At 58.4% G+C, this 17,710-nt stretch carries 17 protein-coding genes, 2 tRNA genes and 2 pseudogenes; 17 read left to right on the forward strand and 4 right to left on the reverse strand.

Annotation, left to right across the window (positions count from 1 at the left end):
* Positions 1-246 precede the first annotated feature (246 nt).
* The 3 genes and pseudogenes from C0V78_RS12945 to C0V78_RS12950 all read left to right on the forward strand — a co-directional run.
* The gene (locus C0V78_RS12945; protein WP_158241555.1) at positions 247-1,818 is read left to right on the forward strand and encodes a TaqI-like C-terminal specificity domain-containing protein; all 1,572 of its coding nucleotides are present in this window, start codon (positions 247-249) and stop codon (positions 1,816-1,818) included.
* Complete coding sequence (locus C0V78_RS14800; RefSeq protein ID WP_144039901.1) at positions 1,793-2,521, forward strand: hypothetical protein; 729 nt, start codon at positions 1,793-1,795, stop codon at positions 2,519-2,521. Before C0V78_RS12945 ends, C0V78_RS14800 begins: the two co-directional genes overlap by 26 nt.
* A 459-nt stretch (positions 2,522-2,980) precedes the next feature.
* Positions 2,981-3,241, forward strand: a pseudogene (locus C0V78_RS12950) (MarR family transcriptional regulator); the annotation flags it as partial.
* Between the two features lie 115 nt (positions 3,242-3,356).
* Here C0V78_RS12950 and C0V78_RS12955 read toward each other — a convergent pair.
* Positions 3,357-3,986, reverse strand: coding sequence for an FABP family protein (locus tag C0V78_RS12955; protein WP_101798092.1), 630 nt, complete (start codon positions 3,984-3,986; stop codon positions 3,357-3,359).
* A 110-nt stretch (positions 3,987-4,096) separates the two neighbouring features.
* Here C0V78_RS12955 and C0V78_RS15185 point away from each other — a divergent pair.
* The 6 genes and pseudogenes from C0V78_RS15185 to C0V78_RS12980 all read left to right on the forward strand — a co-directional run bounded on the left by C0V78_RS15185 (position 4,097) and on the right by C0V78_RS12980 (position 7,873).
* Positions 4,097-4,530, forward strand: a pseudogene (locus tag C0V78_RS15185) (low molecular weight protein-tyrosine-phosphatase).
* 37 nt (positions 4,531-4,567) lie between these two features.
* Positions 4,568-4,643 (forward strand) — tRNA-Val (locus C0V78_RS12965).
* 223 nt (positions 4,644-4,866) lie between these two features.
* A complete protein-coding gene (locus tag C0V78_RS12970; RefSeq protein ID WP_101798093.1) occupies positions 4,867-5,949 on the forward strand; it encodes a putative 2OG-Fe(II) oxygenase in 1,083 nt (360 codons plus the stop codon).
* 283 nt (positions 5,950-6,232) lie between these two features.
* Positions 6,233-6,949, forward strand: a complete 717-nt coding sequence (locus C0V78_RS12975; RefSeq protein ID WP_256385673.1) for a phytanoyl-CoA dioxygenase family protein — start codon at positions 6,233-6,235, stop codon at positions 6,947-6,949.
* Positions 6,950-7,086: 137 nt separating this feature from the next.
* A complete protein-coding gene (locus C0V78_RS14805; protein WP_144039903.1) occupies positions 7,087-7,482 on the forward strand; it encodes a hypothetical protein in 396 nt (131 codons plus the stop codon).
* A complete protein-coding gene (locus C0V78_RS12980) occupies positions 7,445-7,873 on the forward strand; it encodes an asparagine synthase-related protein (RefSeq protein ID WP_216822182.1) in 429 nt (142 codons plus the stop codon). The genes C0V78_RS14805 and C0V78_RS12980 overlap by 38 nt, the downstream gene beginning before the upstream one ends.
* Here C0V78_RS12980 and C0V78_RS14810 read toward each other — a convergent pair.
* Positions 7,849-8,187 (reverse strand): hypothetical protein, encoded by a 339-nt coding sequence (locus C0V78_RS14810; RefSeq protein ID WP_144039904.1) that lies wholly within the window; start codon positions 8,185-8,187, stop codon positions 7,849-7,851. The two genes, C0V78_RS12980 and C0V78_RS14810, sit on opposite strands and share 25 nt — an antisense overlap.
* Positions 8,188-8,228: 41 nt before the next feature.
* Positions 8,229-8,450 (reverse strand): hypothetical protein, encoded by a 222-nt coding sequence (locus C0V78_RS12985; RefSeq protein WP_101798096.1) that lies wholly within the window; start codon positions 8,448-8,450, stop codon positions 8,229-8,231.
* 61 nt (positions 8,451-8,511) lie between these two features.
* Between C0V78_RS12985 and C0V78_RS12990 the strand changes: the two genes are divergently transcribed.
* The 8 genes from C0V78_RS12990 to C0V78_RS13025 all read left to right on the forward strand — a co-directional run bounded on the left by C0V78_RS12990 (position 8,512) and on the right by C0V78_RS13025 (position 17,188).
* Entirely contained in the window at positions 8,512-9,690 is a 1,179-nt protein-coding gene (locus C0V78_RS12990) for a hypothetical protein (protein WP_144039905.1), read from the forward strand.
* A 368-nt stretch (positions 9,691-10,058) separates the two neighbouring features.
* Complete coding sequence (locus C0V78_RS12995) at positions 10,059-10,601, forward strand: lasso peptide biosynthesis B2 protein (protein ID WP_158241557.1); 543 nt, start codon at positions 10,059-10,061, stop codon at positions 10,599-10,601.
* Complete coding sequence (locus C0V78_RS13000; RefSeq protein ID WP_101798099.1) at positions 10,601-12,382, forward strand: ABC transporter ATP-binding protein; 1,782 nt, start codon at positions 10,601-10,603, stop codon at positions 12,380-12,382. Before C0V78_RS12995 ends, C0V78_RS13000 begins: the two co-directional genes overlap by 1 nt.
* A 142-nt stretch (positions 12,383-12,524) precedes the next feature.
* A tRNA-Thr gene (locus C0V78_RS13005) sits at positions 12,525-12,600 on the forward strand.
* A 166-nt stretch (positions 12,601-12,766) separates the two neighbouring features.
* Entirely contained in the window at positions 12,767-13,102 is a 336-nt protein-coding gene (locus C0V78_RS13010; protein WP_101798100.1) for an Arm DNA-binding domain-containing protein, read from the forward strand.
* A gap of 463 nt (positions 13,103-13,565) precedes the next feature.
* Positions 13,566-14,111 carry a hypothetical protein gene (locus tag C0V78_RS13015; protein ID WP_144039906.1) on the forward strand — a complete coding sequence of 182 codons (546 nt, stop codon included), beginning with the start codon at positions 13,566-13,568 and terminating at the stop codon, positions 14,109-14,111.
* 610 nt (positions 14,112-14,721) lie between these two features.
* On the forward strand, positions 14,722-16,389 hold the full coding sequence (locus C0V78_RS13020) for a hypothetical protein (RefSeq protein WP_144039907.1): 1,668 nt from the start codon (positions 14,722-14,724) through the stop codon (positions 16,387-16,389).
* Positions 16,390-16,606: 217 nt separating this feature from the next.
* On the forward strand, positions 16,607-17,188 hold the full coding sequence (locus C0V78_RS13025) for a hypothetical protein (protein WP_144039908.1): 582 nt from the start codon (positions 16,607-16,609) through the stop codon (positions 17,186-17,188).
* Between the two features lie 93 nt (positions 17,189-17,281).
* Here the strand turns inward: C0V78_RS13025 and C0V78_RS13030 are convergent.
* A partial coding sequence (locus C0V78_RS13030) for an integrase core domain-containing protein (RefSeq protein ID WP_144039909.1) occupies positions 17,282-17,710 on the reverse strand: 429 nt, incomplete at its 5' end.

A 17,710-nucleotide genomic window follows, 5' to 3' on the forward strand; every position in this document is an offset into this window, starting at 1 on the left:
GATGTCGGTATGGAGCCATGGGGAATGGTAATCGTCAGGCCATTGACGATCGGCGCTTGCAACGCCGCAACCTTGCCGCTTACATGATCCCGCCCCCAGACGATGCCCGCGCTCCGCTAATTTGCGCCGCGAGTTGTGCAAAATGTTCTGACGACGGACACCAAGAAGGTATTCATGCGACCCGTACAAGCTACATTTTCGTACACTGATAACGACAGCCTGACCATCTCTGAGGCAGCTGTGGCTATGAAGGTCTCCGAGGCCTCCATTCGAAATTGGATTAAAACTGGCTACCTGCAAATAATAGGTAAGAAACGTATTAGCCTTGCTTCTTTCGACGCCTTTCGTAAAAACGTCGTAGGCTCTGATAAACTCACTGCTCGTGCCAATAAGTCTGGCTTTGATCACCATGACCATGCCGAACTCACCGGCTTGGTCACCGAAATGGTGAGTAACCCGGGGTACACAGGAGATAGTCTCTCCACGTACTATGAGGGAGCGCTATCGCAGTCTTACCGTAACGCCGAAGGCGTCTATTATACGCCTCCCAATATCTGCGATTCATTTTTTTCGCACCTTCTGGGGGATCGGTCAAAAACAATATTTTTCGATCCGTGTTGCGGCTCGGGCAATTTCCTGCTGGCGGCCTTGAGGGCCGGCTTCCAGCAAGATAATGTATTCGGATGTGATGTAGATGAGACTGCCGTTGCTATTGCAAAGAGGCGAATTGAAGATGCGACAGGCCGTAGGTGTAGTACCGTCTTCCATGCGGATTTTCTTCAAAATCATGAAGACCTTGCTTGCATACCCTCGCCTGATGTTATTTTTACAAATCCTCCGTGGGGAAAAAAGTTGACCTCTGCAGAGCGTGAGAAACTTGTAAAAGCTCATTCATGCAACAAGTCCTTAGACACTAGCGGTATTTTCCTGTTGGCTTGCAAGAAAATACTGGCGCCAGAAGGGTGCTACGGCATGGTTATGCCCGAGGCATTCTACAACGTCTCGTCATTTGAAGTGGCTCGCCGAGCATTGCTTGAAGATCAGCTAGTTTCGGTGTTCGATCATGGCAAAGCTTTTGCCGGACTTCTTTCAGGTGCAGTGTCTTTTGTCGCCTTCAAGAAAGCACCCAACTCCAATTTTGCGGTGAAATGCGGTAGCTCGACGCGACAAACTGTGCGAGAACATGCGTCTTTTCTTCGCAACCCATCTGCCATCATCAACTATGTGGCGACGGCGGATGAGGCTAATCTGATCGAGTATGTATATGGCCTTCCTCATACGACGATGGCGGGCCACGCCAAGTGGGCTCTAGGCATCGTAACGGGAAATAACAAACGGCATCTCAGCCCCACGCCTCGTGATGGCTTCGTTCCGGTGTATCGAGGAGCGGACATAGAGCGAGGAGCGCTGAAGAAGCCGACCAACTTCATTTCCGAGGACTTCTCGGGGTTTCAACAGGTTGCGCCGCGAGCAATGTATGAGGCCCCTGAGAAGTTAATCTATCGCTTTATATCGTCGAGGTTGGTGTTTTATCACGACACTAATCAGTCAATGATTTTGAACAGCGCCAACCTCGTAATTCCGCATGAAACATTCCCGGTATCAATGAAAATTTTAGCTGAATATCTGAGCAGTGACTTTATCAACTGGCTCTACTGTAAGGTCTTTGCAACCCACAAAGTGCTACGATCTGACTTGGAGCGACTGCCAATCCTGACTGAATATCTCGCGGACCTGCAAGACTTTGATGAGGAAAAACTCTTGCAACTTATTGGAATTGAGAGGACGTCCAGTGGATCTTATCGAATTAAAGAATAGTATCTTATCCAAGTTTACGGGAAGTCAAGAGCAGATATCCGAGATAATTCGCGTAGTGGATGAAGATCAGGCGATTTTTCCATTCAATGAGTATGAGCATATGCTGGCACTCATGATGGATGGTGGCGGCATTACGTTCGAGCAATATTTGGAAATTCGTTCCGATTATATTTCGAAGAATCCCAATCTATGGATTTTTGAGATTTCGGCACCACGCGGCTTCGGGGAGAAATTCGCCCAAACTTATGTTCACGGCAAATGCCCTAAGCTTCAAGTTCCGTCTAAAAAACTTCATGCGCAATATGCGGGCGATTATGACTTTTGGCTTGACGGCATCCGTATAGAGGTAAAGGCATCTAGGGCGGTCGATAGTGAAAGCGACGAGCCATTATATATGAAGGCATTATCGAGGCACTCCCATAGACCTTTCCTAATGAACTTCCAGCAGCTTAAGCCGCAGTGTTGTGAAGTATTTATTTGGGTGGCCGTCTTTCGAGACGAAATAGTGCTGTGGGTAATGGCTTCTTCAGAAGTCAGGGACAATCCCGCATATTCAAAAGGCCAACACAGAGGCAACAGTGGGAATGAAGGTCAGTTGCATATCAAACAAGATAATGTCTCCATGCTTCAATCGTTTGAATTGAAAGACGGTGATCTCGAAGCTGCTATCCGTGCAGCGGCGAAGCGCTGCACAAATGGTTAGGTGCTAGCCTGTCTTATTCACCGGAGCGGATGAATGGGGCGCGTCCGTCAAGGTGGTGTAAATTCGGCGGTGGCCGCAGGTCATCGTCAAGCGGCCTTTGTGGTGATGTGTAGGGGCTGATTTTCCTCCTCGATCATGATGGGTTGGTTGAGTTCGGCCACCAGCGACGCCGCATTCCGGGGGGGCGCCCCACCCCGGAATACACCATCGCATACACCGGAAATCGCATCACGGGCGCGAACGCTAGCGGCAGGATTCTAAAATAGTCATCAACTTCACGTTGGCTGCGGTGTTGGGAACCCATCTTCGCCCCACTCTCGGCGAAGGTCAGAAGTGCACAAATCTCTGAATTCGTAAGGCTAAGGCAGAACGTGTGTTAGCATGGGAAAGCGCTACGTCCTTTGCCAGAGGCGCATAAACTAGGAAGCAAAATCAGTAGCTGCGGAGGAATCTCGAGTAGCATGGGACATGCTGCTTGATCTGACCGCCGCGCAGGGGGAGATGAAGCGGGTATCGGTCACCTCGCTGTGCATCGCATCCTGCGTGCCGCCTTCCACCGCCATGCGCTGGATCAGCCAGATGATCGAATCCGGGCTGTTCCGCCGGGTGGAAGATACCACCGATCGCCGCCGCGCCTTTATCGAGCTGACCGATGCGGCCAGCGGCGCGATGGCCCGCTATTTCGCCACTATCGGGGATGCACAGGCCCTGCCGGTCTGAACCCCCTGGCCCTGCCTGCCGTCTCCCGCCCCTCGCTCTGGGAGATGGCACGGGGGGAGGAGCCTCCCCACTGCGTCGACCCCGCAGCTGCCGCTCCTCCCCCTTTTCTTTCCTCTCAGCCTGCCAGCGGGTTCGGTGTCGGGGCGGCTACCCGGTGCAAGCGATTGCTGTCGCGGTGGTGAAAGCGCTCGGTCTGACCCTTGATCATCATCACCGTGTCCTCCTCGTAGGACCAGGTGCCATCGTCATGCACGGTCACCGTGATGGTGAAGCTGTCGGTGCGGAAGTTCTCTTCCAGGAACGGGTTCGAGCAGATGCCATAGTCCGTCGTCCCGCGCCGCGCCTCGAGCGTGAAGGTCCTGGCATCGGCCTTTGCATTGCCCACGGCCAGCACCGTCTGCCCGCGCGGAATGGTCAGCGAATGCATCACGGTTTCGGTCGCCGGCTCCCACAGCCAGTAACCGACCTGGTCGTGATAGGTCCCTTTTTCCCCTGGCTTGCACATCCACGTGTGGTAGCGCAGGGCATAAAGCAGCTGCGGCCCGTTGTTGCCGGGGTCAACCGGCTCGAGCGAGATCCTCTCGAAAAAGCCCTGTGTCCGCGGACCGGCAGCCTTGGGCGCAATATCGACTCCGCGCTCGCCCTCCCAGACCCCGGCCAGCGGGGCAAGCGGGCCAAGGCTGGCCAGCGTATCGAGCGAAACCTGCGGCGGGTCGGCGTAAATATCGGAACCGTAGCCAGACATGGAACCCTCCTCCTCTAAGCTGCCTCCAGAATAGCCCGGTTGTGCCGCCCGGCCTTGCGCTGCGTCAATCGCCGCCTTGCATCGCGCCGTGCAGCCGATAGGACTTCGCCATGTCCGATACTCCCGCCGTGCTCTTCGTCTGCCTCGGCAACATCTGCCGCTCGCCCCTTGCGGAAGGCGCGTTCCGCCATGCTGCGGCGGAGGCGGGGCTCGATGTAGTGATCGATTCGGCAGGGACCGGCGGCTGGCCCGCCATCACGGTGTCGACATCGCCCACCTGCGCGCGCGGCAGGTGCGCACCGCAGACTTTGCCCGCTTCAGCCACATCTACGCCGCCGATCATGCCAACCTGGCGGACCTGAAGGGTCTGCGTCCGGCCGGAGCCGGGACCGAGCCAGCCCTGCTGCTCGATCTCGTTGCCGGACGCGAAGGGCAAGCGCTGGCCGATCCGTGGTATGGCGATGAGGCCGGATTCCTCGATACCTGGAACGATGCCATGTCCGCCGCCCGTGCACTGGTTGCCCGGCTGGCGCAATCCGGTTGACCTTGGCCGCACGGGCGCTAGAAGCGCCGCACTGCGTGGGCGCTTAGCTCAGTTGGTAGAGCATCTCGTTTACACCGAGAGGGTCAGCGGTTCGAGCCCGTTAGCGCCCACCACGCACTCCATGGTCGGCCTGGACGCTGGCTTCGAGGCACGGTGGCCTTCGGTATCTTCCGCCAGTTCCATGACATATGCGCAATTCATGCATTTTCGTCTTTGACCGAGAGACCTAATTGGTGAGGCCGTGAGGGAGTCAATCTGCGGGTGATAGAGTGGCAGGATAGTCCAAAAGGGCGGATACCGTACTCCGTTCAGCTCGAATTGGCAGAAGCCGCATATATGCGGCAGACCGGCTCGCCTCGATTGCTCGAGAAGATTGGTATACTTCAAGAGCGACTGCGCCGTCCCCATAGGGCTTTGGCTGCGCTAGAAGCTAGCCTAGCTGCCGATCCGGATCAATTCCAGGCATGGGCTGAGCTTGCCAAGGTCATGGCACGCCTGGGCCATATCGGGGCCGCGACTGCAACCTGCCGAACTGGTCTTGAACAACGGCCGCAGGCGAATCTTGCTCGCATCTGGGGCAACCTCTTGACGGTCCAGAATCAGCCCGATGCCGCACGCTGCGCCTATCGTTGGGCGCTCGATCTTCCTGGCTTTGATATCGCGGCATTGGAGCGATTGTTTGCGATGCAGGCCAAGCGGAATCGCAACGATTGGCTCGAAGATTTCGAAGATTTGCCAGCAGGCTATCAGAATACTGCAATTGGTCGTGCTTGGCGTGCAGTAGCGTTAAGTGCTGCCGGTCGGAGTGATGCCGCCCTTGCCATTATCAATCCTGAGGAACAGCCCCGGCGAATTCCTTTCGAGCCACCTGCGGAATTTGGCGGGATAGAGGCATTCAATCGTCGACTCGCTGCCGAGATCACTGCAGATCCGCCAGCCTATCCATTTCGCGATGATTTCCACCTGAATACTACTCCGCGCGCGACCAACCAACCTGCTTGGCGGGCATTGCTCACCTTTGTCCGGGCCGAGCTGGAACGGGCAGCCTTACAGCCGGAATGCTTTGGACTGACCGGCGAGCGGCGGCCAGTCCTGGCGACACTTGACTGCATATCCACGGTGCTCACCGCAAATGCCAGCCATCGGCAACATGTGCATCAAGCTGGCTATCTTACGGCAATCTATCATGTTCAGGTCCCGACCATTGTCCAGAGCGAGGCGCGCGCCGGGGCGTTGGAACTGGGTGGGTGCGACCAGATACTGCCCGGTTTTGAGCCATGTTGGGATCGCGTCTGGCTAAAGCCTCGAGAGGGGTGGCTGACGCTGCTCCCGTCGCACATGTTCCATGACGTCGTTCCCACGGGAACAACCACGCCGCGCATCTCGACCGCCGCCGATCTAACCCCAGTCTGGAACTGAGCAATCTGCAAGGCGAGACACGTCTTTGTCGAAGGCCACCCCGCGAGCCGGGTAGTCATCCCGCTCGGGCTGTCAAAGAAATCTGACATCGTCCTACCGAGATGGAACCAGTTGCGATGGATATGTGCCCCCGGGCAGTTTCCATCCCTGCTGTTTTGCCCAGAATGCACAGCGGATCATTCGGCGCGAGGCCGAATAGCAGAGGGCCGCTATGAGCAACCAATGCAGGGTGTCGTTCGGGAACGGTGCCGACCAATCGGCCGCAGTCGCCGCGGCAATATCAATGCTCCGGCGCGATGGCGTGGTAGTGCTCGATGATCTGGTCGATCCCGCTCGTCTCGAACTTTGCAAGGAAGAGATCCTTGCACATCACGCTGACATAGCAGTTCCAGACCGGTCGCGATATTTTGGCCCCTATGTCGGCCGGCATACCATACCGTTGAGGGTCGATCGCCAGTTGGCCGATCAGGCTATCCTGATGCCCAAGCCGGTTGCGCATATAGCGACCGAGCTATTGGACGAGACGTTCAAAATCGATTCAGTCGGTCTGCTCGTTGCCATTCCCGGCGCGCCGGATCAGGCAGTTCACCGTGATGCGTGGCTGTATGCAAAGCAGGGAGTGGATCACTTGCTTCCGCCATTTGCGCTCGCCTTTGCGCTTCCGTTAGTCAGCATGGATAAGACCAGCGGGCGCACGGCTTTTTGGCGGGGAAGCCACCGAAAGCCCGGTATCTTGCCGAGCGTCGATTACGACCTGGCGCCGACGGTCCATCCCGGTTCCGCGATCATGTGGGACTATCGGATTCATCATTGCGGCCTTGCAAATCACGGCCCGGTCCCACGGCCGGTGATTTTCAGCGCCCTCTCTCGCGATTGGTGGGTCGAGATCGAACCGCCCGAAGCAAAAAGTTATCGCAAGTTCCAGATTGCCCGCAGCGTTTTTGATGCTTTCAGCCCGAGGTGGCAGTCCCGATGCAGCCGTGCGCTGCTCGTAGAATGATCGTCTCTGGCGAGAGCTGCTGGCAGTCTTGCTGGCCTGTCTGATTGCCTGCGTGACAAATGCTCGCGGGGTATATAGCGATCCGTCTCGGTTGCGGCGCAGATGTGATTAGAAGCATATCAACAAGGTCCATTGCATTGACTGAGCACCGCCACATCAGGGTTGAAAAGGCCCCTTCCATCACGAACATGCACGAACGGGCCGTGCTGGCGGCAGCTTTTGTCGCTAAGCCCGGATCGCTGGTTGTGCGCCGAAAGCTGGCTTTTCAGGGCATGATGGCGGACGCGTTTGACGAAGTCATCGACCTATTGTCCGCTATCCCGTTACATGAGCGGGATTTCGACGATCACCTGATGATTGCCCAGGCCTATCTTTCTCGCGAAGGCCGCGAAGACGCCCGTCAGGCACGAGACGCGGCCCATCTGGCCTTCACGGTCGGCGGCGATCGCCACAGACGTTCTTACCGAGATCATGAACGAAGGCGGGGAGTTCCAGATGGCAATGGAGGCCCTTCACGGCATTCCGGCGCGTGATCCGACTGCCTATCGCCCGTTTCTGGAATTCTGCGTAAGCATCCCGGACGATCAGTATCTCCGCAACGGCAGCAAGCGCTGGCTGGCCAGGCGGCTGTTGCAGAACCGGCTTCCGGACATGGTCCTGTCAGAGCGACGGCGCGGGCGGCAGGCGGCGGACTGGCATCTGCGCCTCGGGCGTGAACGCGAAGAGTTGATTGCGGAGATCGACCGCCTTGCCGAAGATCCGGCAATGCAGGAGCGCATGAACCTTGCCGCCTTGCGGGGCGCCCTAGCTGACTGGGAGCCGACTACGCCGCAAGACACCGGGAAATCGCATCGTCTCGAATTGGCGCTGAGCCGGGGCCTGGCGACCGCGCGCTTCATTCATTCGGTGGAAGGGCGGAACTGAACGCCGAACCTCGGCAAGCATCCGCAGCATGGGGCAAAACGGGGTCGGGCAGGCCCCTGCCTGTTCGCACAGCGTACCAGCGGCAACAAGACGACCCAGAAGATCATCGTCACGGTCGCCAACCTCGACGACACCGCGCCGAAGATTACGGGACCGAGCGGTACCGCTGGGGCGACGGAATCTGCTATCACGGTCAACGAGAACCAGACCGCTGTTGCGAAGCTGACCGCTGACGAGAGCACCACCTGGGCGATCACCGGCGGTACGGACAGCGGCAAGTTCGACATCGCCGCCGATGGCACGATCACGTTCAAGGCCGCATCGTTCGCGCGACCGACGGCGCCGGCAACATCAGCTACCAGACCATCAACATCACCGTATCCGACGTTGATGATACCAAGCCGCTGATCACGGGGCCCAGCGGCGGGGCCGGTGCGGAAACCTCTGCAATCTCGGTCAAGGAAGGGCAGACCGGCGTAACCAAGGTCACCGCGAATGAAGCGGTAACCTGGGCGATCTCCGGCGGCGCAGACAGCGGCAAGTTCGACATTGCCGCAGACGGCACGATCACCTTCAAGGTCGCACCGGACTATGAAACCCCCACCGATGCCGATGGCAACAACGTCTATGTGATTGTCGTGCGGGCAACCGATGCGGCAGGCAACATCAGCTATCAGACCATCAACATTACCGTTACCAATGTTGACGAGATCGCTGCCAAGCTTGCTGAAATCGGCGGGCGTCTGCGCGCCGACCTGCGCAACTATGCCTTCAACAGCCTTCAGGACTCGCTCGCCTTCAACGAGGGGATGATGCAGGATTCCGCCGACGATGATGCAAGTTGCGGGTCCGGCAATGCGAAGAAGGCGACTTCGGGCTCCATGCAGGCCAATGAGGCGCAGCAGAACATCAACCTCAAGTACGCCCAGCAGCTCAATGCCTGCAATGCGCGAATTCGCGTGCTGCTCGACATGGGCCTTGCGGTTACCAACCGGGCCGGCAACACCACTGTCAGAACGCTTGCCTCGCTCAGGGGCGAGCGCAAGCTGGGCAACGATGTCACGCTTGGTCTTGGCGTGATGGGGTCCTGGGCATCGGACAAGCTTCAGAGCTTCGCCACGAGCCACATTTCGGACAAGGCGTATCAGGCCAATGCCTACATGCGCGTCAAGCTTGCACCGGAACTGCGGATGGGCGCTTTCGCCAGCTTTGGCCATGCCAGCTACAACTTCGATCTTGCCGACGGGGGCATGTCCCTGACCGGCAAGATGGGAGGCAACCGCGTTGCCTTCGGCGGTATGTTGACCGGCGATTTCAACCTCGCGGGGCTTGGTGTGAGCACCGACATTGCCCTGTCGCACGCCTCGGAAAGCCTGAAGAATGCGACCTTGGCCGCCCAGTACCGCGGGGAATCGCGCACCGGCATCGCCTTTGCCGTGGGAACCGTCGACGCAACGCGCCTGAGCGTGCCGTTCCACTTCGGGCTTATCGGCAAGGCCAATGCGAAGGGAGAGAGCGGCGGCAATCTCCTGACGGTCAGTCCCGGCCTGCTGTGCGAAGACGCCAATGCCGATGCAACCGGCCTCACTTGCGGCTTCCAGGTTGGCGGGCGCTACAAGCAGAAGCTGAGCCAGCGTGATCGCATCTCGCTCGAGGCGCGCTTCGAGAAGGTGGCGGGCATCGAGCGCAGCATCTTCTCGCTGGGCTTCGGCCATAGCTTCGGACCGCTCGAGATGCTGATGGCGGTCAACCAGGAGATGACACGGTTTGCTCAGGACAGCCGCGCCATGCTCTCGCTTCGCCTTCTGAACAGGTAACCGGTCGGGCGGGTACTCATTGCTGCAGATGCAGCGGAGTACCCCGCCCGTATCGACCTGCGGCGGCCAAAAGGGTCATTTTCAGGTCCGCGGCTTCATCGAGGGGATCAGGATCCCGGCGATGATGTCTCGGACCTGAAAATTTGCCTGCAAGGGGCGTGAGGAAAAGCCATGCCCGTGCTGTGCGGCACGAGCCGGGTCTGCCTTCCCCTCAGTGGAAACCACAATTGACGGCTGATCCGGTCTCGATATCCGTTGCCAGGCAATCCGTCGTTTGGGTGCTCTTCGCGGAGACTATGCCAATCACAATCGTTCGTTGCCATTGGCGAGGCATCCGCAAAGTTTTTCTGGCCTGGGGATCATTCCGCATGAACCTGCAAATGCTGGAAAAGTTCTGGCGAGCCCCTCTCGGCGACAAGCTCGCGCTCGGAATCGCAATTGCCGTAATGGGCCTGGCCGCAGGTGCACTGCGTATCCTGCCGTTTCGCTGGATTGCCCTCTTGCTTGGAGAGCAGGTCGGCGCGGTCGGATGCGTTCCGGTGATTGATGAGCGAGAGGAAGCGCAGGCGCAAAAAATCAAACTGGCAATCGCTCGAGTTGTCGCGATCGCCCCGTTCCGTTCGGACTGCCTGCCGCAGGCGGTGACGGCGGTCGTCATGGGGCGTATCTATGCAGTTCCGACAGCTCTTCATCTGGGCGTGACCGTCGATGGCGATCAACAGCTGCAGGCGCATGCCTGGACTGCGGCCGGCCGGGTTGCCGTGACCGGTGGTGATTGTTTTGGCAAGTTCTCGATTGTCTCTTGCCAGCTTACCCGCCTGCCACGCGGGCCGGCATCGGTTCTTCCGCCGAAAGTTGCGTCGGGTAGCATGGCAGGTCGCCGCCCGCCGCGCCTTGCTCGACCAGCGTGATGGCGAAAATCGCCGCCCCCTATTCCGAGCACGTCGGGGACGCAGGCGGAGCCGCACGACAGTTGCGGTGCTACCTTGAATCCTTGCTGGAGCTCGGCCGGAAAAAGCTGGTGCTGCTCGTTTTGCTTGTCAGCATCGGCAGCCTCACCGAATCCTTTGGCATCCTGCTGCTGATACCTCTGCTTAATCTGGCCTTCGACGGATTTTCCGGCAATGCCGTTCCGGACGGCCTTTCAGGCGGCTTTGCCGACCGGCTCCTGACCGCGATCCCTGAAGACTTGCGGCTTACAGGGCTGTTGGCCGTCTTTGTGGGCCTGTTGCTGCTGCGCGCGATCGTCGGCTGGCAGCGCGATCTGCGGCTTATGCAGCACTCCAACGAGATTGTTGACCATTGGCGCGAGCGGCTGGTGCGGGCGATCGTTTCTGCCAATTGGCGAAGCCTGCAGGAAATCCAGTTCGGCCGGCTGGAGTTTGCCCTGATAAACGACGTGAGCCGCCTTGCTCTGGGCAGCGATCGGCTTCTGCGCGGGGGTGTGGCCGTAGTGCAGGCTGCCTTCCTGTCAGTCGTGGCTTTCCAGCTTTCCCTGCCTCTGCTTGCCGTTACCGTTGGCATGGTCCTCCTTGCCATTCCGCTGCTGGTCCCGACGGTGCGGGCCGCCCATCGCTATGGCACGCAACTCAGCAATCAGGGCAGCAAGCGCCAGGCTATCCTTGCTGATTTTCTGCAGGGAATGAAACTCGCCAAGGCCCACGATGCCAGCGATCGCCACGCCGCAGAATTCAACGCCCTTACCCATGACATGTACCGGCGCACTGTCGCCTACATGGACCTGAACCTGCGTGTGCAGAATGTCTTCCAGGTGGCCGGCGGCCTTGTCGCAGCGGCAATAGCCTTTGTCGGCCTGACCCGAATGGACCTGCCGCCCGCAGCGCTCTTTGCCTTCATCGTGGTCTGCGCCCGCCTGGTGCTGCCGGTCCAGCAGATCGTCACGGCTGTTCAGGGCATTATCGCCATGCTGCCGGCAGTCGGGGGAATTCTGGCGATCGAATCGCGCCTTGGCGCAGGGGCGGCCCCGCGGCCATCGAGCCTGAAGCCCGCTGCCCTTCAGGGGGCACTGGCGATCAGCATCCAGGGCGTCAGCTACACGCCGCCGGGCCGCGATAAAGCCATTCTCAAACAGGTCAGCGCCACGATTCTGCCGGGAAGCCTCGTCCTGCTTCTCGGTCCGTCCGGCAGCGGCAAGACGACACTGACCGATATCCTGCTTGGCCTGGTCGAGCCGGATGAGGGCAGCATCGCGATCGACGGGGACCGGCTCGCCGATGAGGATCACCGTGTGCTGCTGAGGGCAGGGGCCGCCTATGTGCCGCAGGATCCGTACCTGTTTGACACCAGCATCCGGGAAAACCTGCTCTGGGCCGCCCCCGAAGCGTCGGAAGCAGACTTGTGGGATGCGCTCGAGCTGGCCGAAGCGGCACATTTCGTCCGGCGGCTGCCAGGCGGCCTGGATAGCCGACCGGGCCATCGGGGCGGCAGTTTCTCAGGCGGCGAGCGGCAGAGGCTCTGCCTCGCGCGCGCCCTGGTGCGCCGGCCACGACTGCTGGTCCTCGACGAGGCCACCAGTGCGCTCGACCCGCTGGTCGAGGACAGCCTGGTGGCAACCCTCACGCGACTGCGGGGCAGGATGACCATCGTGATGATTGCCCATCGCGTGCCGCCGGGCCTGGTTGCCGACCAATGCCTGCATCTCGACGAGGGGCGCCTGACGGCCCGCCGATAGCCCCACGCGCCCTTGAGCAGCCCGGCGATCTGCGCTTTGTGCACGAGCAGCATGCCAAACCCCTGATTGGCGATTGCCACCGGCCAAATCGAACGCTAAGGGCGCGGGAAGTCATCAGACAGACTGGCTTTGCCAGCCCGATGCCGCTTTAGCTCAGTTGGTAGAGCACATCATTCGTAATGATGGGGTCACGTGTTCGAGTCACGTAAGCGGCACCATTTCTCTGCTTCTTGATATGCCTGTATGCCTTGAAAAACAGGGCTTTTTGAGGGATAAAGCATCCCTCAATGCGTCCTGTTGCGTCCGTTAGTGCCCCCACAATCCGTGAATTTTGGGGGCACCAGTGGGGGCACCGGGATAGCCAGCTAAAGGCAGTGCCCCCAGATGAGCCTCAAAGCCACGCAAATCAGCGCCTTCGCGGTAACCGATAAGACCTATCGCAAGTCGGACGAGAAGGGCCTGTATCTCGAAATCAGGCCGAACGGTTCAAAGCTCTGGTTTTTGAAATACCGGATCGCCGGAAAGGAAAAGCGTCTGGGGCTTGGCGCTTGGCCCGACGTGACCTTGGCGCAAGCGCGCGAAAGACGCGATGAGGCACGGCGTTTGATCAAATCGGGCACAGATCCGCTACAGGCGCGCAAGTTATCGCTTGCGCAATGGCGGAGCCATTCAGTTTGTGCATGTTGGCCGGGCAGTGCGCATCCCCCGGCAGTCTGCTGAGAATTGGTTCGCAGCGCTGATCGGCAACGACAACACTCAGTGACATCGGACTGAAGGCAAAAGCGCCGATGAGGCTGGCACCTCACCGACGCTGCATCCTGAAAGCTGCAAGGCCCTTGGATGTTGCCAACTAACCTGATTTTCGCGGACCGGTAAATAGGAAACCTGACGCCGGCCAATGGGCGGGCCGAGGCTCCAACGCTTTGGCCCGCTCCTTTTCCCGCTTGAACGCCAGTGTTTCCCAGTGTTCCTTTGAAACTTGCGGCGACCTGTGCCCCGATGTTTCAGTCCAATTTGAAAAACGATCACGTTTTCAAATAGATGAGGGGGAATGGGCGCTTCTGACTATTATAGGGGGCTTTTCCCTGTGCAACGGACGCTAAAGCGAGGCGGGGCGCGCAATCGTGGCGACAGACTCTCGACACAGTTGGACCGGCGGCAATGCGAGCGTTTGCTTAATGTCGTGGCCACTGGACTGGCATCGGGCCAGCACTTCACCCGCTTCGCAACGATAGCTTGGCAGAAGGCCAGGGTAAGCGCGTCGGACAGTGTGAAGGCAACGGGTGCTTGGATCACCCTTCTGCGCGAGTGGCTGCGCAAACGGGATGCGAATCTGCCATGGGCTTGGGTGCAGGAATGTGGCCCGGTACTGGGGGCGCACTGCCATGCGCTGATCCGCATACCGCCCGACCTGGCTCCTTTGCTCAAGAACGGCTTGGCGGTGATGGCGCGCAAGGTTGCTAGGGACTTTGGCGGGATGCCCTGCGCGGGCCTTTTCGATTCAGAGAAGCTTCCCTTCGCCGATAATCCGGAGCACTCCCCAGCCGCATATGAGGCGGCGCTGTGGGGTAAGGTCCATTACATGCTCAAATGCGCCCCAGCGGGCCTAGAAAGCGAGCTGGACATGCTTGGCAGGGGGCATAAGCCTTGGGGGCAATCCTGCCCGGTAAAGGGCAAGCGGCTTGCCGTTTGGCAAGGGTACTCAGGCTGGCGCGTCCTGACGCCGTAACAGTACGACTTTTCAGATGATTTCGGAAAAGTTGGCGGCTGGATTCGTGGCGGCTAAGTCTTCCCGAACAAGGGGTATCTGCGTGCAGCTATAAACTACAGAGCAATTGATGCCATATCACTGACCCGGTGCGCCTAAGCCCACCAACCTCGAAAATCTTGCGTCCAAGGGGGCTACAATCAGCGCGGCTTGCAGGCTGGAAACCAGCGTCCAAGTTCCGGAATTATACGTAATTGATAAACTTAATCAGACATGCTCGATTGCATTATCCTTACCGGGGGGCGGGACAATGCGAACTGGGACGATCTGGATTGGTTCGGCCGCTATTAGTGTGCTGATGGCACCACAGGGTGCGTTAGCTCAGTCTGCGACGCCAGTTTTCAGGCCTTTAATCAACCAGGCATCAGATGCCGCCGTTGAAGCTCCACCTCAAAGCAAAGGGGAGGTCCCATCTGGACCAAAGGTGGCTGGGCCAACCGATGTAAAGCCTCGCCCAATCGCGCTGCCACCTCGCGATCTTACAGTGCTGCCTCGGGCGTTACCTATTCTTCGGCAACTGCCAATTTCCGCGCTACGTGCACTCCCAGCGGTCAGTCTAGGCACAGCAACGGTGAACTTTACGCCAGTGCTGCAAAACCCTGCCGCCCTGTTTAACGTTGCCAACCGCCTGCGGAACATTCCTCAACTCGCACGAGTAGAGCAAGATGATGCCGATGTGGTTGAGGTTGACGAAGGCCTGCTTGTTCGTTCGGCCCTTAAATATTCAGTTCAGCCAGGTGCCTGCCTTCGCCCTGAAAACCGGGACAAGCTTAAAGAGGCAGGAAATTCATGTTTTCAACGTTCCAATGGGTTGCAGAGGCTGAGTGAGTCAGCAAACCCGGTAAGCCCCGCCTTCATTGCTGATCCTGTTGCTCGTGCCAGCGCGATCGCCTCCTATCGGTCAGCGGTTGCTTCTGACCAGGCAGAGATGCAGGCGCGGGCAGCGGAAACGAAAGCCAGTCTAGCAGATCCTGACAAGCGAGCAGCACTCATCGCCAAGCTTGGCCCAGCAGAGGCAGAACGCCTCGCCAGCCTGTCAGAAGACGAACTGTTGGAAGACATCGTCAATGCGGGCGAGGTAGAGGTCGAACAAGTTCTATTCGTGCCTAAGCTCGACAGCACCGCCAGCTTTCCTCGGCTAAACCTCATCAACCCGATGGCATTTGATCCGGCATTTATGCAGCGGATTGGTGTCGGTCGCCAGCAGGCAATTCTTGATGCGATGAGCAACCCTGCAGTTCAGCAGGCAATCGAAGCTCATAATGCCCGTAACCAGCCGATGGAGAAGGAGTTCGGGCCGTACGTTTTCCTGACCGGTTTCACTTTGGGCAAGCACTATGAGTGGCAAACTCGTGTCCAGTACAAAGTCGACCCCTGTCGCTACATCCCGTTCGTCAGCTCTTGTAAGAAAACCTACTACCTCGAGCCTTATGCCAAGCTTGGATATGGTTTCGGGCTTCGCTTTCCGGTCGAAGTCAGTGGACAGTACCGTTATCCAGCATTTGCCGGTGACACGACCAAGGCAAGGGTTACTCTGAACTATCGCCCTATCAATGGATCCTTGAGTCAATATCGAACAGCTGGCCTGGACGGCGACCAGTTGTTCGAAGGCAAGGAGCTGGTGGCAGAGTTCGAAGCGAGAGCCGGGTTTCGTTACAAGGTGCCCTTCAAGCAGGGTGATTTCAATATAGGCATTAGCAAGGACTTTACTGAGGGTTTGCCGACACCATTCAACAATGGACAGTTCACCCCTCCCGAGCCTGGCACTTCTGGCATCAATGCTTTCAAGCGCACGTTCTCTGAATTTGATCTCCTTGCGGGGCAAGGAAATTACGGATTTGCAGGTGTCACCGTTTACCCTGCAATACGCGTTGACCTAGCGTCCCGACGGTTGGCATTGGAAATCAAGGATAAGAACACAAGTCGAGTACTGAAGTTTAACCGATCTGGGCAATCCCGGGTCATTTCGGTTAATGATACCGGGCTGAGCCAACTTGAGATAGGTAATCCCGTATACAATCTCTCATTCAGAATAACCCCCGGGATCGAGGCCAGTGCGTTCGTCGATGTCGCTGTTTGGGAAAAGACTTGGAGCTGGCCTGTTTGGTTTCCGGAGATTGGCGTGGAACTTCCGCCTGGAGGTGTAAATTTTGCCTGCCATACCGGTACGCGGTGTTTTCGGAATACAAATCTGCGTGCATGGAAGGCCACTGAAACCGCTCCAATTCCGCAACGCTGAGAGCTGATTGCAGACTTAAGAAACTGAGGTCCCTTGCTGGCGCATGGTAATCGGGTGACGATTGCTGAGATTTTTTCCAAACCAAAGCGTAACGATCAAAACTCGTGATTTTTCGCTCCACGCATGGATTCAAAAGCACAGCCGGATTTCCTATATTCCTTGAATGGGTGGATGGGGATCAGGGCCTTCGAAGGGCAAGCCGGTCAAGGAAGATGGATTGACCATCGACCTGGCCCTGATGTTGCGCAATGGCTGGATCAAGGATGGCCAGCGCGGCTCTGGCACGTTGCACTGGACCGCCAACGGCGAGAGCCGATCAAGCGTGTCGCATTCCTATAACCTGATCTTTGCCGATGATGCCGAAATCAGATTGAGCTGGCGGGCGCGGGGCGGCGATGGCGAATGGATAGATCGAAAGCAGACGATCCGCCTCACGTACACCCAGCCGCGATTTGGCGGGCGGCGTTGGTGGATGGTCTGTCCGGTGCGGGGCAATCGCATCGGCAAGCTCTACCTGCCAAACGGGGGCGACATCTTCGCCGGGCGAGAGGCTTGGGGCATTACCTATCGGTCACAGCGCCAAGCAGAGCGCGACAGGGTGTTCGAACGACTCTACAAGGTTCAGGCCAAGCTGAAGTGCCGCGAAGGCTGGGAAGAGCCTATCAAGCGCCCTAAAGGAATGTGGCGGCGGACCTATGAGCGGCTGGAAGCGGAATACTGGGAATTGGATGCCCGATGCTCGATGGAGATGACGAGTGCCTTCGACGCCCTGCGCGCCTCGTTTGGCGCATTAAAATAATGCCGTGAAAAGGGCAGGATGCGGTAGCTGGGGGCACTTTTGGGGGCACCTTTGCAGGCCGTGACGTGACCCCCAGCTTTCCCCCAGCTGGGATTAGAGCCGGGCGGTTGTTTTGCGCATCAGCGCAGTTGAAGCAATGGGCTGCGTAGCGGAGCCCGTAGGGCGTAGCGAAGCAGGCCATTGCTTATCCAACTCGGCGGCGAACGCCGCCGGGGTTGCGTATCCAAGAGACGAGTGTGGTCTCTCCCGGTTGTAATCCTCGACCCAGGCAGCGATCTCGACCCGTGCATGGGCCATGCTGAGGAACAGGGTCTCGTTGAGCAGCTCGTCGCGCATGCGGCCGTTAAAGCTCTCAACATAGCCGTTCTGCATCGGCTTGCCCGGAGCGATGTAATGCCACTCCACGCCGATCTCGCCGCACCATGCGAGCACGGCATTGCTGGTGAGTTCGGTGCCATTATCGCTAACGATCATGCCCGGCTTGCCCCGCTGGGCGATCAACTGGGTCAGCTCACGCACGAC

Source organism: Novosphingobium sp. TH158, assembly GCF_002855555.1.
Classification (GTDB): domain Bacteria; phylum Pseudomonadota; class Alphaproteobacteria; order Sphingomonadales; family Sphingomonadaceae; genus Novosphingobium.